This is a genomic window from Paraburkholderia fungorum, from assembly GCF_046027605.1.
Taxonomy (GTDB): Bacteria; Pseudomonadota; Gammaproteobacteria; order Burkholderiales; family Burkholderiaceae; genus Paraburkholderia; species Paraburkholderia fungorum_F.
Map to the genome: position 1 here is coordinate 1 of NZ_JAQQEF010000002.1, position 25,870 is coordinate 25,870.

26 protein-coding genes are annotated in these 25,870 nt (G+C 61.2%); 12 read left to right on the plus strand and 14 right to left on the minus strand.

Going from position 1 to position 25,870, the window contains the following annotated elements; all coding sequences use genetic code 11:
• On the plus strand, window positions 1-270 hold a 270-nt coding region (locus tag PQR53_RS03375; protein WP_408451175.1), incomplete at its 5' end, for a hypothetical protein.
• Window positions 271-376: 106 nt separating this feature from the next.
• Here PQR53_RS03375 and pdeM read toward each other — a convergent pair.
• The 3 genes from pdeM to PQR53_RS03390 form a co-directional block, all read right to left on the minus strand.
• Window positions 377-1,039 carry a ligase-associated DNA damage response endonuclease PdeM gene (pdeM, locus tag PQR53_RS03380; protein ID WP_408451176.1) on the minus strand — a complete coding sequence of 221 codons (663 nt, stop codon included), beginning with the start codon at window positions 1,037-1,039 and terminating at the stop codon, window positions 377-379.
• On the minus strand, window positions 1,036-3,681 hold the full coding sequence (locus PQR53_RS03385; protein ID WP_408451177.1) for a ligase-associated DNA damage response DEXH box helicase: 2,646 nt from the start codon (window positions 3,679-3,681) through the stop codon (window positions 1,036-1,038). Before PQR53_RS03385 ends, pdeM begins: the two co-directional genes overlap by 4 nt.
• Window positions 3,682-3,773: 92 nt before the next feature.
• Window positions 3,774-5,063, minus strand: coding sequence for an NRAMP family divalent metal transporter (locus tag PQR53_RS03390; RefSeq protein WP_408451178.1), 1,290 nt, complete (start codon window positions 5,061-5,063; stop codon window positions 3,774-3,776).
• A 298-nt stretch (window positions 5,064-5,361) separates the two neighbouring features.
• Here PQR53_RS03390 and PQR53_RS03395 point away from each other — a divergent pair, with 298 nt between their 5' ends.
• Window positions 5,362-5,709, plus strand: coding sequence for an FKBP-type peptidyl-prolyl cis-trans isomerase (locus PQR53_RS03395; protein ID WP_408451689.1), 348 nt, complete (start codon window positions 5,362-5,364; stop codon window positions 5,707-5,709).
• Window positions 5,710-6,117: 408 nt separating this feature from the next.
• Window positions 6,118-7,191, plus strand: coding sequence for a DUF6765 family protein (locus PQR53_RS03400; protein WP_408451179.1), 1,074 nt, complete (start codon window positions 6,118-6,120; stop codon window positions 7,189-7,191).
• A 10-nt stretch (window positions 7,192-7,201) separates the two neighbouring features.
• On the opposite strand, the gene PQR53_RS03405 is transcribed toward PQR53_RS03400, so the two are convergent.
• Window positions 7,202-7,438, minus strand: coding sequence for a hypothetical protein (locus PQR53_RS03405; protein ID WP_408451180.1), 237 nt, complete (start codon window positions 7,436-7,438; stop codon window positions 7,202-7,204).
• Window positions 7,439-7,546: 108 nt separating this feature from the next.
• Between PQR53_RS03405 and PQR53_RS03410 the strand changes: the two genes are divergently transcribed.
• The 4 genes from PQR53_RS03410 (at window position 7,547) to cls (ending at window position 10,923) form a co-directional block, all read left to right on the plus strand.
• The gene (locus PQR53_RS03410; RefSeq protein WP_408451181.1) at window positions 7,547-8,041 is read left to right on the plus strand and encodes a hypothetical protein; all 495 of its coding nucleotides are present in this window, start codon (window positions 7,547-7,549) and stop codon (window positions 8,039-8,041) included.
• A gap of 179 nt (window positions 8,042-8,220) precedes the next feature.
• Window positions 8,221-9,012, plus strand: coding sequence for an H-NS family nucleoid-associated regulatory protein (locus PQR53_RS03415; protein WP_408451182.1), 792 nt, complete (start codon window positions 8,221-8,223; stop codon window positions 9,010-9,012).
• 22 nt (window positions 9,013-9,034) lie between these two features.
• Window positions 9,035-9,520 (plus strand): hypothetical protein, encoded by a 486-nt coding sequence (locus PQR53_RS03420; protein ID WP_408451183.1) that lies wholly within the window; start codon window positions 9,035-9,037, stop codon window positions 9,518-9,520.
• A gap of 140 nt (window positions 9,521-9,660) precedes the next feature.
• Window positions 9,661-10,923, plus strand: a complete 1,263-nt coding sequence (gene cls / locus PQR53_RS03425) for a cardiolipin synthase (protein ID WP_408451184.1) — start codon at window positions 9,661-9,663, stop codon at window positions 10,921-10,923.
• 9 nt (window positions 10,924-10,932) lie between these two features.
• Here cls and PQR53_RS03430 read toward each other — a convergent pair whose 3' ends face one another.
• From PQR53_RS03430 to PQR53_RS03460, 7 genes are all read right to left on the minus strand, one after another.
• The gene (locus PQR53_RS03430; RefSeq protein WP_408451185.1) at window positions 10,933-11,823 is read right to left on the minus strand and encodes a hypothetical protein; all 891 of its coding nucleotides are present in this window, start codon (window positions 11,821-11,823) and stop codon (window positions 10,933-10,935) included.
• A gap of 56 nt (window positions 11,824-11,879) precedes the next feature.
• Entirely contained in the window at window positions 11,880-12,674 is a 795-nt protein-coding gene (locus tag PQR53_RS03435; RefSeq protein ID WP_408451186.1) for a MetQ/NlpA family lipoprotein, read from the minus strand.
• Window positions 12,671-13,753 (minus strand): formylglycine-generating enzyme family protein, encoded by a 1,083-nt coding sequence (locus PQR53_RS03440; RefSeq protein ID WP_408451187.1) that lies wholly within the window; start codon window positions 13,751-13,753, stop codon window positions 12,671-12,673. Before PQR53_RS03440 ends, PQR53_RS03435 begins: the two co-directional genes overlap by 4 nt.
• A 7-nt stretch (window positions 13,754-13,760) precedes the next feature.
• The gene (locus PQR53_RS03445; RefSeq protein WP_408451188.1) at window positions 13,761-15,710 is read right to left on the minus strand and encodes an arylsulfatase; all 1,950 of its coding nucleotides are present in this window, start codon (window positions 15,708-15,710) and stop codon (window positions 13,761-13,763) included.
• 170 nt (window positions 15,711-15,880) lie between these two features.
• Window positions 15,881-16,423 carry a hypothetical protein gene (locus tag PQR53_RS03450; protein ID WP_408451189.1) on the minus strand — a complete coding sequence of 181 codons (543 nt, stop codon included), beginning with the start codon at window positions 16,421-16,423 and terminating at the stop codon, window positions 15,881-15,883.
• A 96-nt stretch (window positions 16,424-16,519) separates the two neighbouring features.
• The gene (locus PQR53_RS03455) at window positions 16,520-17,167 is read right to left on the minus strand and encodes a response regulator (protein WP_408451190.1); all 648 of its coding nucleotides are present in this window, start codon (window positions 17,165-17,167) and stop codon (window positions 16,520-16,522) included.
• Window positions 17,164-18,579: a cache domain-containing protein gene (locus PQR53_RS03460; RefSeq protein WP_408451191.1), complete on the minus strand. Its 1,416-nt coding sequence runs from the start codon at window positions 18,577-18,579 to the stop codon at window positions 17,164-17,166. The genes PQR53_RS03455 and PQR53_RS03460 overlap by 4 nt, the downstream gene beginning before the upstream one ends.
• Window positions 18,580-18,917: 338 nt before the next feature.
• Here PQR53_RS03460 and PQR53_RS03465 point away from each other — a divergent pair, with 338 nt between their 5' ends.
• From PQR53_RS03465 to PQR53_RS03480, 4 genes are all read left to right on the plus strand, one after another.
• Window positions 18,918-19,115 (plus strand): DUF3311 domain-containing protein, encoded by a 198-nt coding sequence (locus tag PQR53_RS03465; RefSeq protein WP_093634922.1) that lies wholly within the window; start codon window positions 18,918-18,920, stop codon window positions 19,113-19,115.
• Window positions 19,112-20,593 carry a monocarboxylate uptake permease MctP gene (mctP, locus tag PQR53_RS03470; protein WP_408451192.1) on the plus strand — a complete coding sequence of 494 codons (1,482 nt, stop codon included), beginning with the start codon at window positions 19,112-19,114 and terminating at the stop codon, window positions 20,591-20,593. Before PQR53_RS03465 ends, mctP begins: the two co-directional genes overlap by 4 nt.
• 155 nt (window positions 20,594-20,748) lie before the next feature.
• Window positions 20,749-20,967, plus strand: coding sequence for a hypothetical protein (locus PQR53_RS03475; protein ID WP_408451193.1), 219 nt, complete (start codon window positions 20,749-20,751; stop codon window positions 20,965-20,967).
• A 37-nt stretch (window positions 20,968-21,004) separates the two neighbouring features.
• Entirely contained in the window at window positions 21,005-21,817 is an 813-nt protein-coding gene (locus PQR53_RS03480; protein WP_408451194.1) for an exodeoxyribonuclease III, read from the plus strand.
• 167 nt (window positions 21,818-21,984) lie between these two features.
• Here PQR53_RS03480 and PQR53_RS03485 read toward each other — a convergent pair whose 3' ends face one another.
• Complete coding sequence (locus tag PQR53_RS03485; protein WP_408451195.1) at window positions 21,985-22,260, minus strand: CsbD family protein; 276 nt, start codon at window positions 22,258-22,260, stop codon at window positions 21,985-21,987.
• Window positions 22,261-22,466: 206 nt separating this feature from the next.
• Window positions 22,467-23,150 carry a Pr6Pr family membrane protein gene (locus PQR53_RS03490; protein ID WP_408451196.1) on the minus strand — a complete coding sequence of 228 codons (684 nt, stop codon included), beginning with the start codon at window positions 23,148-23,150 and terminating at the stop codon, window positions 22,467-22,469.
• Between the two features lie 272 nt (window positions 23,151-23,422).
• Here PQR53_RS03490 and PQR53_RS03495 point away from each other — a divergent pair, with 272 nt between their 5' ends.
• Complete coding sequence (locus PQR53_RS03495) at window positions 23,423-24,835, plus strand: DUF2252 domain-containing protein (RefSeq protein WP_408451197.1); 1,413 nt, start codon at window positions 23,423-23,425, stop codon at window positions 24,833-24,835.
• A gap of 56 nt (window positions 24,836-24,891) precedes the next feature.
• On the opposite strand, the gene PQR53_RS03500 is transcribed toward PQR53_RS03495, so the two are convergent.
• Entirely contained in the window at window positions 24,892-25,758 is an 867-nt protein-coding gene (locus PQR53_RS03500) for a polysaccharide deacetylase family protein (protein WP_408451198.1), read from the minus strand.
• Between the last annotated feature and the right edge of the window lie 112 nt (window positions 25,759-25,870).

Genomic DNA, 25,870 nt, shown 5'->3' on the forward strand with positions numbered 1-25,870 from the left:
GTGGTCAAGGCGGTGGAGGTCAGGGCAACGGCGGCCAAGGCGGTGGAGGCCAAGGCAACGGCGGGCATGGCAACGGAGGCCAGGGCAACGGCGGCCAAGGCGGTGGAGGCCAGGGCAACGGTGGTCAAGGCGGTGGAGGCCAGGGCAACGGCGGCCACGGCGGTGGCTTCGGTCACGGAGGCGGTTTTGGCGGTGGCTTCGGCGGTGGCGGACATGGTGGCGGCTACGGCGGTGGCCATGGCCACTAAACCAGCTAACACCAGCAGCTAACACCCCTCAGCGCGTGGCGGCCGACAACCCGGTCGCCCGCGCAGAGATATGCCCAAACCGAAACGGCACGAGCGGACAGATCAACGTCCGCTCGCTCCCCCAACCTTCACCGTGCAACCTCGATCACCTTCTCCTGCACGACGAGGAAAACCCTCTCTCCGGCAACCCAGCCATCTTCGCGCGCGCCCCCGGTAAAACTGCCGAAGGCCGGCAGCACCCCACACGCAGTCCCAAATCGGAAACACGGCACACGCACCGAATCATTGCGCGTCGTGATTCGATAGACGGGATGAACATGCCCCGCGAGCACATACGCGCCCGGCACCCGTTGCGGGTAATGACACAGCGCCCACGGCCCGATGCGCCACGGCTCCTGCACGTACTCGACACCCAGCGAAGCCGGCATCGCACCCGCATGCCGGTCATGATTGCCCTCGACGAGCACCACCCGCAGCCCCGCATGCCGCGCGCGCCAGACATGCAACGCGTCGAGCGTCTCCTTCGCATGCGCCTCGCGGGCGTGCAATAAATCACCCAGGAACACCAGCATGGCCGGCTCGAACGCGGCGATCAGGATATCGAGGCGCATGAGATTGTCGGCGGTCGAACCGACCGGCACCGGAATCCCGCGGGCGCGAAACACGGCATCCTTGCCGAAATGCGCATCGGCGACAAACAGGCAGCGCAGCGCCGGATCGAACATCGCGCGCAAACTCGACAGCACGACAGGATGCCCGGCGATTTCAACCGGCAACGAAGCAGGGCTCATGTCCGCGCCGCCTTCTCGAGTTCGGCCAGCATCCGCTCGACGCGATCCGCGAGCTTCTCCGTGCTGACCTTCTCGCGCAGGCGTCCGATAATCAGCGGAAAAGCGAACGGCGTTGGCTTCTTCGGCCGGGTGACGACCACGCGGCTTGCGTTCATGCGCTCGAGCGCGATACGAATACGCTGTGCATCGAGTTCCTGCAGCAATACTTCAGTGTCAGCCTGATTGAGCAGCAGATTGCCACGATCGTGATTGCGGAAAATCTCGTAGAAGAGGCCACTCGAAGCCTGCAACTGCCGCGCGCTTTTCTGCTGTCCGGGATGCCCTTGAAACACCAGCCCCGACACGCGCGCGATCTCGCGAAAGCGCCGCATCGAGAGTTCGGATGAATTGAGGCTCGCAAGAATGTCATGTTCGAGTTCATCGAGCGACAATAGCCCGCTCTCCAACGCCGCCATCCAGTCGAATGGTTGCGCGGACAACAACTCGAACCCGTAATCGTTCATGGAAATGGAAAAGGTGCCGGGTTTGTCACGGGCCACCCGCCATGCGAGCAACGCCCCCAGACCGATATGCGCGGTGCGCCCCGCAAACGGATAACAAAAGAAGTGGTGTCCTTCTCGCGATTTCACCAGTTCCACCACCAGTACGCCCGGCTCGGGTAACGCCGACCACTTCTGCTGCAATTCGAGCAACGGCCGCACGGCGCGCATTTCCGGTTCGTCGTAGATGCCGTCCGCGGCGCGCGCGAGCATCGTCAGTGTTGCGTCAGCGAGTTCGGAAGAAAGCGGCATGCGGCTGCCCGCCCATTGCGGCATGGCTCCGCGTGAGGACGTGGCGCGCCGCACCCAGGCTGTCATATCCTGCACACGAATCAATTCGAGTGCACGTCCGCCGAAAGTAAAGATGTCGCCCGGCTTCAATCGCGAGATAAACGATTCCTCGATTGCACCGATTCGGCCGCCCGACAGATAAGCAACGTGCAAGGTGCCGTTCGCGACGATCGTGCCGATGTTGTTGCGATGCCGGCGTACCAGATCCTCGCGCGGCACGCGGTACAGTCCATCGCTTTCGCGCACCACGCGATGGTAGTCGGGGTACGCGCGCAATGCCGTGCCGCCGCCTTCGACGAAACCGAGCGCCCAGTCGAATTCTTCCTGCGTCAGTTGCCGGTACGCATAGGTGCCGCAAATTTCGCCATACAGTTCCCGCGCATCGAAGCCGCCGCCGATCGCCACGGTGACGAGATGCTGCACGAGCACGTCGAACGGTTTCTCCGGTGTTTCGCGGCCTTCTATCTGACGCTTTTCGACGGCTTCGCGCGCTGCGGCAGCTTCGACGAGTTCGAGCGCATGCGTCGGCACGATCGTCACGCGAGAAGGACGGCCCGGCGCGTGCCCGGAGCGTCCCGCCCGTTGCATCAGACGTGCGACACCCTTCGGCGAACCGATCTGAAACACGCGTTCCACAGGAAGAAAATCGACCCCGAGATCGAGGCTCGACGTACACACAACCGCTTTCAGCATGCCGCTCTTCAGACCACGTTCCACCCATTCGCGCACTTCCTGGTCGAGTGATCCGTGGTGCAACGCGATCAGGCCGGCCCATTCGGGCCGCGCGTCGAGTAGCGCCTGATACCAGACTTCGCATTGCGAGCGGGTATTGGTGAAAACCAGCGAGGTCTGTGCCTCGCTGATCGCATCGGCCACGGCACCCACCTGGCGCATGCCGACATGGCCGCCCCACGGAAACCGTTCGATCGTCTCGGGAATCACGGTATCGACGATCAGCGCCTTGGGCAGCGCACCGTGCACGCTGACGCGCGGCGTTTTTACGGGCGCGAGCAGGACGTCGGCGGCGAAGGGCAGGTTGCCGAGTGTCGCGGACAATCCCCACACCTGCAGTTCGGACCGCCAATGCGCGAGCCGCGCGAGCGCGAGTTGCGTTTGCGTGCCGCGTTTGTTGCCGAGCAACTCATGCCATTCGTCGACGACCACCAGCCGAACCTGCGAGAGGACCTCACGCGCATCGGGCCGCGTGAGAATCAGCGACAGGCTTTCGGGCGTGGTGACGAGTGCCGACGGCATGCGCCGGTTCTGCCGCGCGCGTTCCGCTGACGAGGTGTCGCCGGTACGCAGCCCGATGCTCCATGGCACGGCGAGCTCGGCCGCCGAACTCTGTAAGGCGCGCGCGGTGTCTGCGGCGAGCGCGCGCATCGGCGTGACCCACAAGACGGTGAGCGGTTCGGGCTGCGTGCGCGGCGTGCGCTTCGATGCAGAGGGCGATGCAGCAGCGAAGGCGGCAAGGGCGCCGAACCAGACCGCCCACGTTTTACCGGCGCCCGTGGTGGCGTGCAACAAACCGCTCGCGCCGCGGCCGATCTCTCGCCACACCTCGCGCTGAAAGTCGAATGGCTGCCAGCGCCGCGCTTCGAACCATGCGTCGAGCCTCTCGGCGAATGGACGGCGCGCCGCGGCTTCGTCGACGGCAAATGGAAGCGGTTCGAAAGCCGGTTCGCGTGCGTCGAGCCGCGCTTGCTGCTCGCGGCTCTTCGGAATCCGGCGCGGCCGTGGAGCGCGACGTCGCTCGGACGAAACAGAGGAGGCTGCAATGGCGTTGTCGTCGGAATCGTCGGGCTCAGTCATCGAGAGCGCCCTTTAGCATCGGATTCGCACGCCGCTGCGAAGGTGTCGAATAAATCCGCGCGTTATCACGTCGAATAAGCCCGCGCGCGCCATCACGTCGGCCAGAACATGCCGACGGCCGCCAAGCCCATTGCGACGGTGGCGAGCCAGCCGAGCCAGCGCAACCAGCCGGTCACGGCGAACTGGCCCATGACCTTGGGGCTGGCCGCCATCACCATCACCAGCACCATGATCGGCACGGCCGCGACGCCATTGATCACCGCGCTCCAATACAACGCTTTGATCGGATCGAGCCGCATGAACGTGAGCGCAATGCCGCCGGCAATCGCGACGGCGATCACACCATAGAACTGCTTCGCGAGATTCACCTGCAGCGCCAGGCTATTGCGCCATTTCATCGTGCCCGCTGCCGCATAGGCGGCCGAACCCGCCAGCACCGGCAAAGCCAGCAGACCCGTGCCGATGATGCCGAGACTGAACAGCGCAAAGGCCAGGTTGCCGGCAATCGGCTTGAGCGCAGTGGCGGCATCGGCGGTGGTTTTTACCTCGATATGATGCACGTGCAGTGTAGCCGCGGCGGTGAGCATGATGAAAAACGCCACGCTGTTCGACATCGCCATGCCGACCCACGTGTCTATGTTGATTCGCTTCAGTTGGGCGGAGGCCTGCATCGGCGCGCGCAATAGCGCTTGCTCTGCCGGTTTCGAACGGATCTCCTCGACTTCCTGCGACGCCTGCCAGAAGAACAGATATGGACTGATCGTCGTCCCGAGTACTGCAACCACGGTGGTCAGATAGCCGCCGGAGAATTGAATCGGCGGTTTAACGATACTCAGGCCGACGGCTTTCCAGTCGATCGGAATCACGAAGATGATGGCGACGTAGGCAAACAACGTAAGCGTCAGCCATTTCAGAACGCTCGCATAGCGCTCGTATGGAATGAATACCTGCATCAGCAGCGACGCTGTGCCGAGCAGCGCGACGTAGAGTTGAACCGGGCCGCCGATCACCAGTTTGGCAGCGGCGCCCATTGCCGCGAGATCGGCCGCGATATTGATGGTGTTCGCCGCGAGTAGAACCAGTACCGCGAGATACAAAAGCGGAGCGGGGTAGTGATGGCGCAGATTGGTGGCGAGTCCTCTGCCCGTTACCCGCCCCATGCGCGCACTGACGAGCTGGATCGACACCATCAGAGGGTAAGTGATCAGCAACGTCCATAACAGTCCGAAACCGAACTGCGCGCCGGCCTGCGAATAGGTGGCGATACCGCTCGGATCGTCGTCCGCGGCGCCGGTGATCAGGCCGGGCCCCAACCGCTTCATCCAGGAGCGTCCAGCGACGTCTTCAACGACGAGTTCCGGTTCCAGGTGTTCAGGGGTCATCGTAGCCGCCGGTAAGGGAAATCGTGTCGAGTCATATAGGCATCGGGCGTACGCGCGCTGTTGCCGGGACGAGAGGGCCTTCCGTTCGTGACGTTTCCAAGGAAGTAGCATTCCTTGTGCCACCCGCTGCGCCGCCCAGTGCCATTGCCTCTGCGATAGTCTGCATCGTTGAGCGGCGGCCCCCGCAAGTTGCCATCCGCTACAATGACACGCACTACCCACCAGGAGATTCGCTTTGAAATCCGCTTTGAAATCTGTCGTTGCTTTGGTTGCCGCAGCTGTTCTGTCCTCGACGGTAATGGCCGCGTCCACCACTGAGAAGCTGCCTTCCGGCGTAATCGTTGAACATCTTACGCAGGGCACGGGTGCTCAGCCGGCCGCTGAGGACGTCGTGAAGGTCAACTATCGGGGCACGCTCGCCAACGGCACCGAGTTCGATAGCTCGGCGAAGCATGGCGGCCCGGCAACCTTTCCGCTCAATCGCGTGATTCCCTGCTGGACGCAGGGCGTGCAGAAAATGAAAGTTGGCGGTAAAGCCAAGCTGACCTGCCCGGCGGCCACGGCGTATGGCGATCGCGGTGTCGGCGTGATTCCGCCCAATAGCGACCTGACGTTTGAAGTCGAACTGGTTGGTATCGTCAAGTAATACGGCGCCAGGCCCATGAGACAGAACCCCGCTCCGGATAACCCGAGCGGGGTTTTTCTTTTTCTGGGCTACTGCATCTATTCGATCGACGGGTAATTCCAGAAGATCTAGAGGAAGAGAAGTTCTGGCTTTACCTGGCTGGCGCGAATAGCATCGACACATCCGCGAGAGTGAAAACGACGTTAATGCCGGGGCCACGCTATTCACCATAGGCGTCGACCCGGCGGATTCATCATCTGATATGACCGGCGGCTGCGTGACTCACGCGCTTCACGCTTGCGGGCGGCGTCTTTTTCAAAGACTCGCGCTTTTAGTCGTTTACCTTCTACGGGTGCGTCGGCGCTGCAATAGCCGTCCTGCGCATTCCGAAAGATCCGGCCGTCATTCGTTGCGCGAGGAGCGCCTGTCATGAACATCGACTTTCACTACGGTGTGGTCTATATCGTCGCCCGTGTCGGCGGGATGACAGCGGCCGATGCAGTTACAGTGGCGCACGCCTGCCAGTACGTCGACGATGCGACCACTTCCGGAATACTGCGTTTTCAGGGCGGCGAGACTTTTGAGCGCTTCGCCACCGCGCACAAGCTATTCGACTATACCAATACGGAAAACGACCAGAACCGGCTGGTGTGGACGCCATTTCATTTTCTTCCCGCCGGCGTTGGGGAGACACTCGACGAGAAGGCGGTATGCCGGCCGGATAGCGCCGTTGCTCGCGAGGTGGTTCGCCGGGCAATCCGGCAGCGGGGCACCGACACGGCATTGCACCGCCTGGGGGTGGCGCTTCACACTTACGTCGACACATGGGCGCATCAGGGATTCTCCGGTATCGAAAGTCCGATGAACCGCGTTCATATGCTGGAGGCGGAAGATTGCACACGGGAAGGCTGGCTAGTCCGCCTTACCCGCGCTACGCGGCATCTGGTCGAGCGCATTGAAGAAGATGTGCTGACGCTTGCATTGCCCGTGGGTCACGGCGCCGCTTTGCATTATCCCGATCAGCCGTGGGCGAAATGGCATTACGTCGACGGCAGAAATGTGGCCGTTAAAAGGCACAATTTGCCGGAGTTCATGCAGGCGGCCGAGATGACGTGCCGCGCGGTGCGCGGTTATGTCGCGGGGCGGGAAGACTTTGAATACCAACCCGGTCTGCCGGCAGATGTCAACGCCGCGCTCACCCGGCTTCTCGACACCAACCGGAACCTGGACGACAGCAAGCGTTTGCAGACCCTTTGCGAAGCGGTGAAAACCGATGCCATTCCGGGCCTGTCAGAGCCGGTTCCGGACTATGTGCCCAAGGGGCTCGGTTCCTGGAAATACAAAGCAACCGGTTTGCAGTCCGACGACGATTCCGGCGACCGCCCGCGCTGGAGCGAAGCCTTTGAGAAAAGTGATTACCGGCGCTTTCACGATGCCGTCAAGCAGCACCGTTTCGTGACTACGCAGGAGATTCTGCCGGCTTGCGGACTGCGGATCGCGTGAACCGGCTGGGCTATTCCACCTTCACGGCCTGCCGTCGCGCGGCCCGTTCTTCCGCCTGCTTCTTAGCCATGTGTCTTCCCACCAGGCACCCGCCCACCGCGCCCACCACCGCGTGGTGCCCGGCATAGTGGCCGGCAACCCCGCCCACCACAGCGCCTTTCATACAGCCGGCCGCGTTCGCCGTGCCCGCCGTGGCCGAAGTCAGTACAACCGCCGCGAGGGCGGCCTTGATAAAACCAGCTTTCATCTGAAAGTACCTTGCTATTGAGTTTCCAAAACCATCCGAATGCGACTGGGTTGCCACTGCTTTGCTTCCCAGTACAGTCTGGAGTGTAAAAGGACAGTGCGCAGACAGGTGAAACAGCGCCGCGAGATTGGTTACGCCGGATTACGGGCTAAAAAAATGAACGGCCGCCCTTTGAATCCACGGATGCGCGCCTATAGTAGAAGCGGCAATTGCCGCATTGCACAGCGGCCGGCTTTTCTTGACGTGGGTGACGGGGAAACAGAAATGACGCCATCGAACGCTGCGATCTATCAGGCCCAGGCTTGCACGCCGGATTCATTACGAACGCTTGCCGGCTATCTCGAACTGGCGCTCGACGAAGGAGAAAGCGTGGTTCTGATGCGCATCGGCACACAGGTGCGCAGTGTTTATGTCGGCGATCCGTCCGGCACACTGGAGGATTTGACGGATCACGGCGTAGTCGCCGCTTTTCAGGCCGACGAGATGCTGGCATTGACGCAGTTGGGACTCAACCGGATAACCGCCGACGATCAACAGTACCGATTTATGCGCAGCGTGAGGTATATCGCCGACCGCCAGGTCGTCGTCTTTACTCCCATTTAAGCGAGCGGTCGGCAAAAGGAAAGACTAAAGAATAGGGCTATCGGTAGTGGACTCGAAAGGTTCGTACTCCACTGGATGCGTTTTTCGTGTAATTCTGATGTTGTTATAGCCCTATAGATCTGCCTTTCTCGCGCTATTCATGGCATAGTTCGATCGATTACCACACAAGGAGCAATCAAATGCCAACGTTAGAGCAAATCCAAGCAAAGCTTAAGAAGCTCCAGGCACAAGCCGACGTCCTGATTGCCAGGAAAGCACAAGTCGCGGTCGACCAGATTCGCGACCTGATGCTTAAGCACGGACTGACTACTGCCGATATCGAAGCCAAGGCAAAGGCGAGACGCGCCGCCCAGGGCTTGAATGGCCATGCAGTAGGTGGCAAGGCAAAAGCCGCTGGCGCAGGCAAGACGCCGCCGAAGTACCGCGACCATAAAACCGGTGCAACCTGGACAGGCCATGGCCGTGCACCGTCCTGGATTGCCGCGGTCAAAGACCGTGCTCAATTCCTGGTCGACGGCGCGAGCGAACTGAAATCAACGGCAAAGGCAGTAGTCACTCACGCTAAAGCGGCGAGCAAAGGTCAGCCTAAAGGCGCGCAGCCGGCCAAGTACCTCAATCCAAAAACCGGCGCCACCTGGAGCGGACGCGGTCCGGCGCCGGCATGGCTTGCAACGGTCAAAGACCGCAGCAAATTCCTGATCGATGGCGCCGCCGCTACCCAGAACGTCGCCGCTACGAAAGTAGTGAAGGCGAAAAAGGCAGTAGCGTCGAAAACGGCGACTAAAAAAGCCGCGGCAAAGAAAAGCGCGGCCAAGCCGGCAGTAAAGAAATCCGCGGCAAAGAAGGCCGCAGTGAAGAAGACTGCTGCGGCAAGGAAAGCCCCTGGCCGCAAGGCGGGTAGTCAACGTAAAGCCGCTGCGACGAGCGCTGCCGCAGCGCCGCAAACCCCGACGGTGCAAGCCGTCGCGTGAGCGTAACGGAGTCGCGAAGTAGATGACCGGTACGCTCGATTCATCCCGGCAGGAAGACCACGTCGTCCTGCTGGACTCCGTTCCTCATCCGGCTGCGGACGCTGCCGAGCCCTTCATTGTCGCCAGCGATCGCCGGGTCATTCTGGCTTATCCGATTGCTGAATCCGACTTCGAGCGGTTCGGCCCATTCGATTCCGACGACGATCCATTTTGCACGGTGCTATTTCCCGATGCCGTGTTTCACCGATTAGGGCCGCCCGGCGATCTCGATCTCGAGATTCATCCACTCGCGTCGCAAGGGCTCAGCGGGTATTCGGTTCACGAAGTAATGAATTCGTCATTGGCCGCCGAAATTTCGGCCGTTGCTTCGCACGGGCCCGCACAACGCCACTTTGTCATCACATTTCAGGACTCGACGTTTGAATGCGTGGCGTCGGACTATACCGTGGTCGGCGTGTATGGCGCGGGAGAAATCGCCAGCCGGGAAGCATACTCACTGGTCCGTTAGGGTTGTGAGGCAACGGGCACGCGCAATGCGTCCTGTTTTGGGTTGTAAAGCCCGGGCTTTAGGTCCGGGCGCTTTCCCCAAACCGCAAACCGCGGGGCGCCGACCTTTGCGCGTCTTGCCGACTAGCATTGAGGCCACGCATGCTGACGATTGCAATTACCGCCTTTGTCACACTTGTTATCGTATTGGTGATTGCCAATCTGTCGAGTGGCGAGAAAAAGATCGAACATAAGATCGACCGGCTTTACGCGAGCCACGATCCGCAATTTCTCCGTTCCATGGGGCTGCTGCTCGGGCCGCCCGTCATCTCCGGGAACCGCTTCGAGATGCTGCTGAACGGTGAGCATATTTTTCCATCGATGCTCGAAGGTATTCGGTCCGCGCGCAAAACCATCACGTTTGAAACATTCATCTACTGGTCCGGCGAGATCGGCGAGCAGATCGCCCAGGCATTGGCGGATAAAGCACGGGAAGGTGTCGCCGTGCACGTACTGCTCGACTGGGTGGGCTCGTCGAAAATGGACAAGCGTTATCTGAACATTCTGCGCGATGCGGGCGCTGAAGTGATCCAGTATCACAAGCCGCACTGGACCGGTCTGGGACGGATGAACGATCGCACTCACCGCAAGCTGCTGGTGATCGACGGACATATCGGCTTTACCGGCGGCGTGGGCATTGCGCCTGAGTGGACCGGCCACGCGCAAGACGCAAAGCATTGGCGCGATACCCATTTCCGGGTAGCCGGGCCCGTGGTGGGCCATATGCAGGCCGTATTCATGGACAACTGGGTCAAAGCGACCGGCAATGTTCTGCATGGGGCCGATTACTTTCCGGAAGTCGAGGCCGTCGGCGATGGTCTTGCGCATATGTTCAGCAGCTCGCCTTCGGGCGGCAGCGACGACATGCAATTGATGTATCTGATGGCGATTACCGCGGCCACTCACTCCATTCATCTGGCGAGTGCCTACTTCGTGCCGGACAAGCTGACGATCAATGCGATTGTCGAGGCAGCAAAGCGCGGCGTGAAAGTACAGATCATCACGCCTGGAAAGCGCATCGATACCCATACCGTGCGCGAAGCGTCGCGTGCCTGTTGGGGCGACTTGTTGCGAGCCGGCGTCGAGATTTTCGAGTATCAGCCGACCATGTTTCACTGCAAGTTGCTGGTGGTGGACGAATATCTGGTCTCGGTCGGTTCCACCAATTTCGATAGCCGTTCGTTCAAGCTCAATGACGAAGCGAACCTGAATATCTACAACCGCGACTTCGCGAGGCAGCAAACCGCCGTCTTCGCGGACGATATCAAGCGGTCACAGCAGATCACGCTCGATGCGTGGATGCGGCGGCCGTTCTCCGAAAAGCTGATCGAGAAGTTCGTGCCGCTGCTGGATACGCAGCTGTGATGCCGGTGACTAGCGGCCGGCGCCACTGAGATACGTTTCGACATCCGATACGTGAGACGGCTCATTGCTGTGCTCACCCGCGGAGACCGGCACGGCAAGAATTGTTCTCGCGCGTTGATAAGCGCTGGCGAAACCCCGCAATTCCTGCGTAACCGGGCGGTCATCCAGCCGGCGACGTAGTAGCGCTTGCGTAATGCAACGGTCGATTAAAACGAGCTGCTTGTCGATATAGTCGAGACACCATTCACGGCAGCGTGCCGATACTCCTGCAACGGTTAGCAGCGCCGGCACAATCGAAATCGTCAGGAAGCCGCCTGCGGGAATGCGCGAAAACGCTGCGGGCGAGTCGAACAGATCTTTGCGGAGCGACTCGAAGACAGCTCTGCCCCATACCTCACGCTCGGCCGCGAGCGAGGCACGGCGGCGTGCGAGTACATCTCTCGCATTCGCGTCTTCAATGCGGCCTTGCGCGACCAACAGCGGGGTGTCGCCGTGTTCGCCTTCCTGAATGCAATCGGCGCCGAGATAGATGGCGCTCTGGTTGCGCCCGGCCAATACCAGGTGTTGAAGCGCATCCGGCACGAGCGGATCGAGCGGCACCACTTCGCACGTGAGCGGCTTGCCGTGGAAGTGAATTGCGCAGCGGCCATCGTCCTGGAGCGCTGGGCAGCGTGCAAGAGATGGGTAGTCGTAGCCCTGCGCCGTGATGCTGAACGTGTCGCCCGCGCGATACAGAAGCGTATCCGCAATGGCATCGAAGGCGGCGATATTCACGTCGTCGAGTATCGCTTCGTGTTTGCCGACGCGAAGCTTTTCATGCAATCGCTTGCGTGGCACGCGCCCAATCGCAATGCAGCCGATGAACAGATCGCGATGCCGGAACAGCTCCGGCAACGACATCGCCGGTGGACTGTTACAGCATTTACCGCACGCCGAACACGCATACGAAAACGCGTTCACCATGGTCGGCGTACCGAGTCCTGGTAGTGCGTCAGGATGAAATGTGCGACTTCAGGGGAGTGATAGGCGCCAACCAGTTGCGCGACCCATGGCTGAGTGCAGTCGCCGTCGCGCACGGTCAACACGTTGGCGTAGGGCGAGCGCGCGTCTTCGAGACCGAGGCTGTCACGGGCAGGGTAGAGACCCGCGCGTGCCGCGTCGTCGCTATCGATGATGGCGAAAGCCACGCTATTCAAACTGTCGAACAGGCGAGCATGCGGCACCTGAAGGATCTTCAGATTCAACCGGTTGCTTGTGATGTCGGCAAGCGTGGCGTGTAAGCCGGCGCTGTCCTTGAACCTCAGCAGCGTAAAGTTTTGCAGCAGGATCAAGGCGCGCGCGGTGCCTTCACGGTCGTCGGGAATCGCTATCGTTGCGCCGCGTTGCAACTGGCCGAGGTTCGTCAACTTGCGCGAGTAAAGCGCGATCGGAAACGTCACAGTGGTCGCCACGCTCGTTAGGGCATAGCTGTGTTGTTTGCGCTGGCTCAGGAAGCTCGGTCCGTCCTCGAAGCTCGCTGCATCTATCTGTTTCGCGGCGAGCGCGGCGTCGATGCCCTCGGGCTTGTCGAAGACGACAATATCGAGCGCAAGGCCTCGCGTTGCGGCGACACGCCTCACTTCGTCCATGATCTGCGCGTGAGCGCCGGCTGTCACGCCGATTTTGACGGCCTGCGATGCGGTGGCCTGGGCAGCCTGGACCCATGAAGCCGCAATCAGCAGCGCCGCAATGATGAACGTGTGGGACTTCATGATGCATCCCTCAACACCGTGCGAAAGCCGATATGCGAGGCCGGTAAGTCCGCTTCCTGCTGTTCGCGGGACGCCGCGCGATAGCGCACGCAATAGTCGCGCGAACAGAGGAACGAGCCGCCTTTAATGACCATCGGCGTGTCGTGTTTGCGGCTGAGCGGTGCGACCGCCGCTGTATCGCCATTGGTATGCGATTGATGCGGACCACTGTAGACGTCCTTGGTCCATTCCCACGCATTGCCGATCATGTCGTAGAGTTTGAAATCATTCGCCGCATAGCAGCCGACCGGGGCGAGGCCGACGTGCCCGTCCTCGTTGGTATTCAGCACGGGAAACACACCTTGCCAGTAATTCGCACCCGGCTTGCCGCGTTCGTCACGTGGCGCGGTGTCGAGGTCCGCGCCTTCGTGGCCGGCCTTGCCCGCGTATTCCCACTCGGCTTCCGTCGGCAGATCGCGGCCGAGCCAGCGCGCATAGGCCAGCGCGTCGGCTTGCGTGACCATCGTCACCGGCTGGTTCAGGCGGCCGTCGAGATTGCTGCCAGGCCCCGTCGGATGATTCCACGCGGCGCCCTTGACCCACGTCCACCATGCCAGATCACGCGCGTTCATTTCTTCGCGTGTCGGCGTATGAAAGACCACGGCGCCGCCCTGGCGCTCCGAATCGCTGACGTAACCCGTGGCCTTAACAAAGGCGGCGAACTGCGCGTTCGTCACGTCGGTCTGATCGATCCAGAAACCGGCGACGTGGGTTTTGCCGTCGCCCGCTGGGCGCTCGTCTTCATAACCGAGCTTGCTGCCGAACACGAAGTTGCCGCCGTGCAGATGCACCATGCCGGCTTTCGGATCGTCGCGCCAGCGCGTGGGCAGGCCGGCATAGCGCTCGCATTGCGGTTCGGTGCCGAGCGCCACTAAGGCGCGCGAGCGGTTCAGATCATCGAACGTGTCTTGCCTCGTGCCGCTCCATGCCGCCGAGGCGGCCATCGCGGCGCTAAAGGCGGCGGCAAACGCGACCGTGGCGATCGCGGCATAGATGCCATACAACGCCGCGGTGCCTTTCAGCTTGAATCGGACGGACATGGCGTGCTCAGTAGTAACCGCGCGGGCGCAACGGTTCGACACCGCCGACGCTGCTCATATAGTTGTTCCACTGTTGCACGAGTCCGTCGACCACTGACGGATTCTGCGTCGACACGTCCTGCGTTTCGCCGCGATCGGCGCTCATGTCGAACAGTTGCCAGTGACCATCCACCGGGCCCAGCGGCGGCTCGGTCCACAAGGCTTTCCAGCGGCCGTCGGCGCTGCGCAGGTAGCCGCGGCCGTAGGCTTCGTCGCCGAACGACGCAGTGTGCACGGCGTCGGTGGTCTGATCGTTCAGCAAAGGCAACAGCGACTGCCCCGTGATCGGATAAACGTAGCGATTGTTGTAGACCACCTTCCCCTTATTCTGGTCGACGCCGGTGAGCGTATTGATCAATGGCGGCGCGGCTTGCGCAGGCGGTGAAATTCGTGCGACGGCGAGGAACGTGGCAGTGTTATCGGTCACGTGCGTGAAGTCGCGCAGCGTGGGCTTCTGCGTGGTCTGTCCCGGCAAGTGGACGATCAATGGCGTGGACACGCCACCTTCGCCCGAATAGCCCTTCGTCAAACGAAACGGCGTGGCGCTCACTTCGGCCCAGCGCAAACCGTATTGCAGGCGTTGCGCGTTCTGCTTGCCGTTGTCGGTGCCGAGCGCCGAATAGACCGGGTCCGCCGCATTGGCGGTGTCGGTAGCGCTCGGGTCCGCGCCGGAGTCGATCGGCCATCCTTCTGCGCCGTTGTCCGACTGGAACATGATGAAGGTGTTGTCGTATTCGCCAATGTCCTTGAGATGCTGGATTAGCAGCCCGATGTTGTGATCGAGATTCTCGACCATGCCCGCATAGATTTCCATGTAACGCGCCTGGGCCTTTTTCTCGGCGGGCGAGAGGCTGGCCCACGTCTTGTTCACGTAGCCGGGGCCGTAGTCGGTATAACCCTGCGTGGCGCCATGCACGGCATTCACATACTTCGCATTGGCTGTGCCGTTGTTTGCCGTGGCCGCTGTTGCTACTAGTGTTTCCGATGCGCCGCCATAAGGCGCGAAATCGTTCGGGATGATGCCGAGCGCTTTTTGCCGTGCGATCCGTGCGTTGCGGATCACGTCGTAGCCAGCATCATATTTACCGACGTAATTGTGCAAATAAGGATCGGGGACTTGCAGCGGCCAGTGCGGTGACGTGTAGGCCGCGTAGGCGAAGAACGGCTTGCCGTCGCCCTTGTTCGAGTCGATGTACGAGATCAGGCGTTGCGTGTAGAAATCGGTCGAATAGAACACGGCGGGGCTGCCGCCTGCGCCGCCAGGTTGTCCACGCTGGCCGGGCTGCACGTATTTGCCGTCTTCAGTGTAGTTCTGCGAGTTCGCCGGTTCGTGAGCAAAGTGATTGGTCGCGGCGCCACCGAGCAGCGCGTAGCTGTGCTCGAAACCCCATTGGTCCGGCGTCTGGCCGCCGCCCGTCGTGCTGCCGACGATGCCCGAGCCGATGTGCCACTTGCCGGCCATGTAGGTGTGATAGCCGCCGTCCTTCAACAATTGCGCGACCGACAACGCGCGGTCGTTCAGATAGCCCTCGTAGCCGGGCAGGCCTTTGCGTTCGTCGGTGGGCACACCCATCGTGCCTTCGCCGACCAGATGGTGATCGGTGCCGGAGATCAGCATCGAACGCGTGATCGCGCAGACAGTGCCGGTATGGTGATTCGTCAGGATGCGGCCCGACTGGACCAGGGCGTCGAGGTTGGGCGTATTGATTTCACCGCCGAACGCATGGATGTCGGAATAGCCGAGGTCGTCGGCCATGATGTACAGAATGTTCGGGCGTTTCTGCGCGACCACGGGCGCGGGCGCTGTCGGCTGAGGCAGATTGTCGTCGCCGCAGGAAGCGAGCACGACAAGGCTGGCGACGGCCGCGCCGATCATGCCGAGACGAAAACTGGGGCGTTGCGATCTCTGAGTTGTCATTGTTGTAGTGACCGGATATGTCGGGTCGCCGATGTTAGCAATGACGTCAGGATGGCGAAAGATTGATTTCTGCGTTGCTATGTTCGATTGCCGATATAGGCGCTAAGCGTGATAGGCAATATCACGCGGAGTGCATTCTCGTTCGCTGTTTCGCGCGGTTCTGTGTGGGGCTAGTTGCCCGGCGCGACTGCGGGTTTGTCCGGATCTGCAAGCGTTTTATAGGGCAGCGATGCCGCGCGCGGATTGGTTGTAGTGTCATCGATCACACGATCCACATCCGCGGTTTTCGCGAGTTCAGTGAGGAACGTCTGTTTATCGAAGCCGGGCGCGACGCAGCCTTGCACGTAGATGAAACGGCGTTGCAGTGTGAGCCATAGTGTCGACTGCTCGCGCCAGTGGGTGACGTAATTGATGTTGGTGAGACGCCGTTGCACGGCCTCGACGATCTCCGTGTCGTACAGATACGCGTTCGACAGGCGGCAACGTCCTTCCACCCAGCAGCTATTGCCGCGCTCGATCCGGTAATGACTGTCGTCGAGCCATTCCTGTTCGGTCTCGAGCGGGCCTAAGGGCACCGGACAATCGTTGATCGCTTTGGATATCTGAAAGAAGGGGTCGTGCCCGCGATTGAGGCGCTGCGCTTCTGCGTGAGCGTGCAGCGAGGCCACGCTGAGGAGCAGGGTTGCCAGCTTGAGGCGGATCGGGCGTTTCATCGTCTCGGCTCCGGGATTTTGAGCGTGGGATAGACGGCTTTGATTCTCGATTAGCTGGGGGAGATTATGCAGCGGTGGCGCGGTTGCGCGGTTATCTCACCGGTTCTGACGCCGGTTCTCGACGGCAAACTTGATCAGTTCAGCCTGACCTTCGATATCGAGCTTGCGTTTCAGATTCAGCCGGTGTGTTTCCACCGTGCGCACCGAAAGCTCATTGCGTTGAGCGATCTGTTTACTCGACAGACCTTCCGCCAGCGCATCGAGAATATCGCGTTCGCGTGGCGTGAGCCGTTCAATGGGCGACTGCATGGCCGAGGCCTGAATCAAACGCGCACCGAGCCCCGCGCTAAAAAACGTCCTGCCTTCGAGCACCGCGCCGATCGCCTGAATGATTTCGGTTGCGGGCGAATCCTTGAGCACGTAGCCACTGGCGCCGGCGCGTACCGCCTGCGTCACGTACTCGAGGTTGTCGTGCATGGAGAGCATCAGCACGCGTATCGCCGGGAAGCGCTCATGAAACATGCCGGCCAGAGCAATGCCGTTCATCCCGTTCATGCCGACGTCCATCAGCACCAGATGCGGTTCCTGACTGGCCGCGAGCGCGAGCGCTTCCTGCGCATTGCCCGCTTCGCCGACGATTTCGATGTTGCGCACCGCTTCGAGACGAGCGCGCAAACCGTCGCGGACCAACGGATGATCGTCGATGAGAACCAGGCGTGCGGCGGCGGTTGAGGCGTCATTCATGGTCGGCGTTCCTGCAAGGCGGCCAATTGAGGTTCGTGCGTTTCCAGCGGCACGCGTGCGCTCACGTGCGTGTGGCCAGGCTGCGAGCTGAGCGACAGCTTGCCGCCCAGCGCTTCGAGGCGCTCGCGCATATTGCGCAGACCGACACCGGAGCGCCGGCCGACGAAGGCGTGCGCCACGTCGAAGCCGCGCCCGTTGTCCGAGATCGTCAACGTCACGGCATCGTTCGATGTTTCCAGCGCCAGTGCCGCGCTCGATGCCTGTGCGTGGCGCACGATGTTCGTCAGCGCCTCCTGGGCGATACGGAACAGGACCGTGTTGACCGCCTCGGGTAAGACCGGGGCGTTCGTGTGGGCGATTTGCGTGAAACCGATCTCGATTCCGGACTCGTCGCTCAACTCGCGCGTGAGCTGTTCCAGGGCCGCCGCGACACCGAGGTCATCGAGCATCGACGGACGCAGCGCGTGAGATATACGGCGCACCTCGCGCAACGTATCGCCGAGGCGGGTGAGGCTGGTGGAGAGCGCGGCTTCCGCTGCGGGCACCCGCACTTCGCTGCGTTCGAAGCGCGCCAACGCGGATTCGAGCAGCAGCTTCACGGAGACCATCATCTGGCTGATGCCGTCGTGCAATTCACGCGACAGTCGCGCCCGTTCGTTTTCCTGCGAGTCGACCACCTGTTGCGCGAGCCGTTTCAGTTTGGCATCGGCGCTGCGATATTCGGTGACGTTGAGCACTAGCGCGCACAACGCGATCACGGCGAGCCCGGCGAGCGCGATGGCGTCGATCCACCGCATCGTGCGATCGATGTTGGCCGCCGCGCCCTGGTCGATATGCGCGAGCGTGGCGTCGACATCGTCGAGATAGATGCCGGTGCCGATCATCCAGCCCCAGCGTTCGAGCGGCACCACATAGCCCAATTTCGACGCGAGCTTGCCCGTCGACGGACGATGCCACACATAACGCACATAACCGCCGCCGCGCGAAGCCGCGGCGAGCAGTTGCTGGATCGTCAACGTGCCTTGCGGATCGCGCAGATCCCACAGGTCACGTCCGACCAGGTCGGGCTCGCGCGGATGCATCAGCGAACGCCCGTGCATGTCGTAGACGAAGAAGTAGCCATCCTTGCCGAAGTCCATTTTCTGAAGGACGTCGAGCGCGCGGGTGCGCAGCATCGCATCGTCGCGCGCGTTATCGCCGCCGGCGTCGTAGAGCGGGGCGATCGCCGTGGTGGCAAGCTCGACGTAATGCTTGAGTTCAATTTCCTTGCTGGCCATGTACGCGGCCTGAGTGGTCGCGTGCTGCGTCTCGGCGAGCGCGGTGGCTTCCTCGCGCACACCGGTTTCAATGCTGGCGATGGCCGCCAGAAAGGGCACGATCGCCAGCAGGACAATCTTTGCTTTGAGTTTCATCGTTGAAGGGACGGCCGACAGACTACGTGGTATTACGTAGCCGGCTTACGTAGTTGCGCGCTTGTAAGGACGTTCACGAAGGCGAATACTACATCCCCGCGACGTACCGCGCCTGCAGGCGCGTGCGGGGTATCCGCACGATGCGGGTCTGGCTGGCGGTAAGGCCGGTGCTCATTCGTATGAATGTTCCATCCGTCAGGCCGTGTTCAGCTGCCGCGTTCTGCCGCGGTGCAAAGAGCACACGCCGGTTTTGCCGTCTAATATCAGGTAACCGGTTTTCCGCGTGCCCGGCCACAAGTCATGGCGCGCGGTTTCAATAATAGACTTAGGAGAAGTTTGTGGAGACCTCCCAATCCGCCGGCCGTTCATGGCTCTGGCTTATCTTGCTGATCCCGTATATCGCGTTGCTCTGGCTGCCGTTCTATAACGACACGCGTCCTTCGTTCGCCGGCTTTCCGTTCTTCTACTGGTATCAGTTCTTGTGGGTTCCGTTGACCTCGCTGCTGATTTACGTCGTGTACCGAGGTGTCAAATGAGCGATCTGAATCCCGTGAACCCGGTCGCGATGACCGTCTTTATCGCTTTCTTCGTTCTCGTCACCGTGATCGGCTTTTTTGCCGCGCGCTGGAAGCGGGGCGACCTGACGCAATTGCACGAATGGGGCCTCGGTGGCCGCCAGTTCGGCACGTTGATTTCGTGGTTCCTCGTGGGCGGCGACTTCTATACCGCCTATACCGTGATCGCGGTGCCTGCACTGGTGTATTCGGTGGGCGCATATGGCTTCTTCGCGCTGCCGTACACGATCATCGTCTATCCGTTCGTATTCGCGGTGATGCCGAAGCTGTGGAAGATCGCTCAGGCGAAGAACCACATCACGGGGGCGGACTACGTGCAGGGTGAATACGGCGGCAAGTGGTTTCCCGCCGCGGTCGCGATCACCGGCATTGTCGCCACCATGCCGTATATCGCGCTACAGCTGGTGGGTATGCAGGTGGTGATCAAGGGGCTCGGCGTGACCGGCGAAATGCCGCTGATCGTCGCCTTCGTGATTCTTGCGCTGTACACGTATGCAAGCGGCTTGCGGGCGCCGGCGATGATTGCCTTCGTCAAGGACATCATGATCTATATCGTCGTGATCGCGGCGGTCTGGCTGATTCCCGCGAAGCTCGGCGGCTATGCGCACGTGTTCGATGCGGCCGATACATATTTCAAGGCCAAGGGCGGCGCAACCGGCATCATCCTGAAGCCGACGCAGTTCACCGCGTATGCGTCGCTTGCTTTGGGTTCGGCCTTGGCGGCGTTCATGTATCCGCACACGATGACGGCGGTGTTGTCGTCCTCGTCGGCGAACACGGTGCGCAAGAATGCGATTTTCCTGCCGGCGTACACGCTGTTGCTGGGGCTGATTGCGTTGCTCGGCTATATGGCGATTGCGGCCGGCGTGCATGTGAAGTCCGCCTCCGACATGGTGCCGGCACTCTTCAATACGCTGTTCCCGTCGTGGTTCGTCGGCTTTGCGGCCGCGGCAATTGCGATTAGCGCGTTGGTGCCTGCAGCGATCATGTCGATTGGCGCGGCCAATCTGTTCACGCGCAATTTGTGGCGCCCTCTCGTCTCGCCGAATATCACGCCTGAGGCGGAAGCATCGACCGCGAAGATGGCTTCGCTGGTTGTGAAGTTCGGTGCGCTGTTGTTTATCGTGTTCTTGCCGACGCAGTATGCAATTGATTTGCAGCTGCTGGGCGGGGTCTGGATTTTGCAGATTTTCCCGGCCATCGTGTTTTCCTTGTACACGCGCCGTCTGAATACGCCGGGCTTGTTCCTCGGCTGGCTTGTCGGGATCGTGATTGGCACGGGACTGGCTATTTCGCAAGGGCTCAAGCCGGTATTTGCGCTGCATATCGGCAATGCCACGTGGCCGCTTTATATCGGCTTGATCGCGTTGGCCGCTAATATTGTGGTTAGTTTTGTGGTTTCGGCCTTGTCGCCGCGCAGGAGTGTGGTCGCAGTTTAAGGTTGCAGTCTGTTTGCCTGGCCGGCGTTGTGGAGTTGCTTACTCCGCTGCGCCGGCTTTTGTTTTTGTGCAGAAGGACGACCCAGGACTCGATCGGGCATAAGCGATGCTATAAATGAACGCTGCGTGCAGCGCGTTTATAGGGAGGACAGGTAATGCAGTTCGACTACAAGCACTTCCACATCGATTGCCGGGCCCACCACGCAGAAGACGGTGCTTACCATGCCCGGGCCAGGATCAGCCGCGTGCCCCAGAAGAACGAGCATGTCCACTCGCACGATTCGGGCGACATCGATGCCTTTTCGAACGAAGCTGACGCCATTTCATGCGCGAAGTCGTGGGCAATGGAGTGGTGCGACGCGGCGAGCCAGTAGGGTGCTTCAATAGAATGCTTTCCAGGGAGACCATGCCGTGGCCAAGCTTCGCATCGCAACCTTCAACATCAACGGTATCCGTTCGCGCTTGCCCGCGCTGCTGCAATGGCTCGAGCGTGAAGGGCCGGATATTGTGTGCCTGCAGGAACTGAAGGCTGTGGACAGCGCATTTCCTGTCGAGCAATTACGCGAGGCGGGCTACGCCTCTCTCTGGCAAGGCCAGAGCGCGTGGAACGGTGTAGCGATTCTTTCGAAAGGTGACGCGCCCATAGAAAGCCGGCGCGGCCTGCCTGGTTTCGAAGAGGACACGCATAGCCGCTATCTGGAAGCGGCCGTCGGCGGTGTGCTGGTGGCCTGTCTCTATCTGCCGAACGGCAATCCGCAGCCGGGCCCCAAGTTCGACTACAAGCTCGCGTGGTTCGACCATCTGATCGCGCACGCCGCGAAGCTATTCAAGAGCGGCCATCCGGTGGTGCTGGCGGGTGACTTCAACGTCGTGCCGACCGACGAAGACATCTACAACACGCGTTCATGGTTGAAGGACGCACTGTTGCAACCTGAAAGCCGTGACCGTTATCAGCGGCTGCTCGCGCAAGGGTGGACCGATTCGCTGCGGACCCACTTCGGCGATGAGCGCGTGTATACCTTCTGGGACTATTTTCGTCGCCATTGGGACACGAACTCGGGTTTGCGCATCGACCACATCTTGTTGAGCGCGGACCTCGCGCCGCGTTTGCGCGACGCGGGCGTCGATCGTTGGGTACGCGGCGAGCCGCACGCGAGCGATCACGCGCCGACCTGGGTGGAGCTGGACATGGGCGCGGCACGCCGCAAGAAGAAGAGCGGCTAGACGACTGGTCGGCACACGTCGTTTGTGTCGAAGAACAAGTGCCGCTTCCTCGGTGCGGGCAGGAGAACCTCAGCAAGGCAAGCCTGCGTCCAAAGAGCGGGGCGCACGCAGAGCCGGGCGATCGCCTACTGCCAATCGCCCGATGATCTGATCAGTTAGGTCGAAGCTTACCGGCGATAATCGCGCCCGGACGCCCCATGCGACCACAGCGCACCGGCGACAAAACCGGCGAGCGCGACCACGGCAATGGTGGTGAAAGGGCTTTCCGCAGTCGTATCCCGAACAAGGCTGGTGGTACTCGCGCAGAGTTGCTGGGCTTTGCCGCTAAGTTCCTTGGCCTTCCCGGCAAGTTGAGTACCGGCATCACCTAGCACGTCGCCGACGGCGCCTTCAACCTTGCCTGCAACTTCTTTCACTGCGCCTTCTGCTGAGTTGGTGTCCATACGTTTGCTCCCATTGTCATATTTACGTGTGAGCCGTTGCCGCGCAACGTCGCCACACCGAGGTTCACGCAGGCCGCTCCTGCTTGCGGCTTACGTCCACCAGACGGGGCGCAAGAAGCGCGCCCGAGGAACGGGATCAGATCGCGGTGGATGTCACCGGCATCCAGCAAAGAGCGCACAGACAGGAACGCGGAATATGCAAACCATCAGCGTCGACGTCGAAAATTAATTCCCACGAACACCGCCATCAACATCAGAAACCCGCCAAACAACAGCGCGGAATTGACGACAACATGTCTGACCCCCAGCACATCGACGTTGATGAACGGGTACGGATAAAAATCCGACAAACTCCCGCGCCAGAAGGTAATGACGAGATAGGCAACCGGATAGACCAGCCATAACAGGCAGTGCCGCAACCGCAAATGAAAGCGTGGCACGAATAGCATCCAGTAAAGCGCCGTCAGCATGGGCAGCACGCTGTGCATCGATTCGTTGAGCAGCAACCGGTAGGCGGCGGGCGACCACAACCCCCGCAGAAGAAGGTTATACGCGATCCCTACAAACGCCATATAGACAACGACAGCGGTCACCACGGTAGGCTGCCGGAAAAAACGCACGATCGGCGAACTGCGTCCGCGTAACGCTACGCAGGTAAAACAGATCGCGCAAGCCAACACCGTCAGATTGGTGAGGTAGCTGCTCAGCCGCGCAATGCCGTCGAGCACGCCGAGCCCGCGCGCAAGCGTGCGATCGATTGTCAGATCGGTTTGGGCGGCGATCGAAATCCACGCGAAAACGGCAATGATTGCCGCCAGCGTCACGGATGACACGCTGGGCGTGTGCAGCGGGAGCTCAGGCTCGTGTTGGGGGGAAGGGGCGGGGCGCATGGAGTCGATTTTATACAGACCGCATTTGCTTTGCAGCAAGCGCGACGAAATCGCGCGGGCCCAGGCCGGATGGCTCGCAGTTGTTGCGGCTGCAACCACTCATGGACATCAAGCACTGCGTGATCGAGGACGTAACTGCGCGCCGTGCTACTCAGAAAGCATGACGTAACATTTTTACCGGGTGGTCTGCTAGCATGAGCGCTGCCTGAGCGTGCCCGCAGAAGCAGTCTTCTGGAACCGAGTAGAAATTCACACAAAAACCGGAGAAGAGCATGAAAGCCAGCACCATCGCCGAGCGGGAGGCCCGAGGCCGTGCCGCTCGTGAACATTCGAAACGTTCGAGCCATCGTACGGTCGGGGAATTGAGTCGCAACCCCATCGAGTTGCTCAAGCAAAGCAGCGAGGGGCGCGTGACGAATCTGGTGCCGCTGCGCTATGGGCGCATGGCTGTGTCGCCCTTCACGTTTTTTCGCGGTACGGCGATCCTTCAAGCTCACGATCTGAGCCGGATTCATGATTCTGGTCTCACCATGCCGATCTGCGGCGACGGCCACCTGATGAATTTCGGCGGTTTCGCCACGCCCGAGCGGCAACTCGTATTCGATCTGAATGACTTCGACGAAGTCGCGACCGGTCCTTTCGAATGGGACCTGAAACGTCTGAGCGCGAGTCTCGTAGTCGCCGCGCGGCATATGCGCTTGAGCCGCGGGACAGCCGAGCATCTGGTGATGACCGCCGTCACCGAATACCGTGATCGCATGGCGCAATATGCGCAATGCGGCGCGCTCGAACTCTGGTATGACCGCATCACGTTCGACCGCATGGCTGAAACCGCGTTGACGCCCGAGCGCCGCCGTACCGTGCGGCGCGGCATGGAAAAGGCCGCGAGCCGTACGCACGAAAACCTGCTGGAGAAAATGGCGGTGCGTGACGGCGACCATTGGACGATCCGCGATGCGCCGCCGGCGCTGTTCCACGTGCTGGGCGCGAACACGTTGTTCACACCGGAAGAGGCCGAAGTGTTCAAGGCAGCCAACTGGCGCAAGATGCTCGAACGCATGTGGGGCGAGTACCTCAAGACGATGTCGCACGACCGGCGTGAACTGCTGAGCCATTTCACCGTGCAGGACATCGTGTTCAAGGTGGTGGGCGTCGGCAGCGTGGGCACGCGCTGCATGGTGGTGTTGAGTGTCGATCACATGGATAAGCCGCTGTTCCTGCAAATCAAGGAGGCCCGGCCTTCAGTGATCGCGCAGTTTTACAAGTCGCCGGGCACCAAGCACGAGGGCGAGCGTGTCGTGCAGGGGCAGCGAATGTTGCAGGCCGCGAGCGACATCTTTCTCGGCTGGGCGACGGGGCCGCAAGGGCGGCATTTCTATTTTCGCCAACTGCGCGATATGAAACTGGCGGCGAATATCGAATTGTTCGATACCGATTTGCTGGAAGGCTATGCGCAACTGTGCGGCTGGATCATGGCACGCGCCCACGCCAAGGCGAGCGGCCAGGCGATCGAGGTCAGCGCGTATATTGGCCGTGGCGATCAATTCGCGGAAGCGCTCACGGGCTATGCGAACAGCTACGCGGACCAGGTGGAACGCGACTACGACGTGTTCCTGAAGGCATGCCGCAGCGGCGAGCTCGAGGCGCGTTCTGACGAAGACATGGCGGCGGATTTCCGCGTGTAATCGCGGCAGTGCTCGCGCGGCTCGCTTGCTGGCCTACCTGGCGAGCCGTGCCGGGTCTAATGCGCAATCCGCGCTTCACGCAGCGTAACGAAGCGCAAGTGCTGCCGGCGAGCCGCGTCGATCACGCGCGGCAGGACCGCGAGTATCAGCGGTTTGCCTTCGGCGGTGAGCGCGGCATTGCCGTCGTGCAGCAGCAGAATGTCGCGTGCGGCAAGACCGTCGAGTAGCCGGCGCGCGACCACGTGCGGATTGCGCTCACGCGTATCGTAGCCGCGCCGGGTCCATGTCGCGAGCCGCAGATCGAGTTTGCGCAGCACGGGCTCGAGAAAGATGTTGCGCAAGCCCGCCGGGGCGCGGAAGAACATCGGCCGCTCGCCGCTCAATGTCTCGAAGGTCTGCTGCGCCGCATCGATCTCGCGCGTGAGCGCCGCCGGAAACGTCAGCGAAAACGTGTGCACGTGGACCTGCGAATGGTTTTCCAGCGCATGGCCGCGGGCGACGATTTCCCGTGCGAGCTCCGGGTAGCGCTGCGCTTTCGCACCGATGCAGAAGAAGGTGGCGCGTACGTTGAACGCGTCGAGCATATCGAGCACTTGTGGTGTGACGAGCGGGTCGGGACCGTCGTCGATGGTCAGTGCGATTGCGTCCGCGTTGCGCGCGCCGACGGGCAGGCGCGTCCAGTTCGGGCCCAGCAGCGAGGTGCGCGGCAACAGGCCGGCCACCGTGAAAACAACGTGATTCGCGAAGATCGCGGCCAGCCACCACGGCCACGCGGCGGGTGTCAGCAGCCATCCCGCCAGCACGAATACGTGCCATGCGGCGGTGGCCGTGAGCATCGCGGGATGGCCGGTGTGCGGCCAGCGCGCCTGTGGCGCGGCCTCGGCGCATTGCGGCGGTGTAGGCCGTGTAGATAGTTCGTTCATAAAGCGTGCTTCCTGTCGTCCTTCCTCCGTCCTGGGAAGGCCTTGAATCGCGCGTGACGCGCAACAGCAAACGATACCATTGATGTACCGTCCGACGCGGCTGCTGATACGA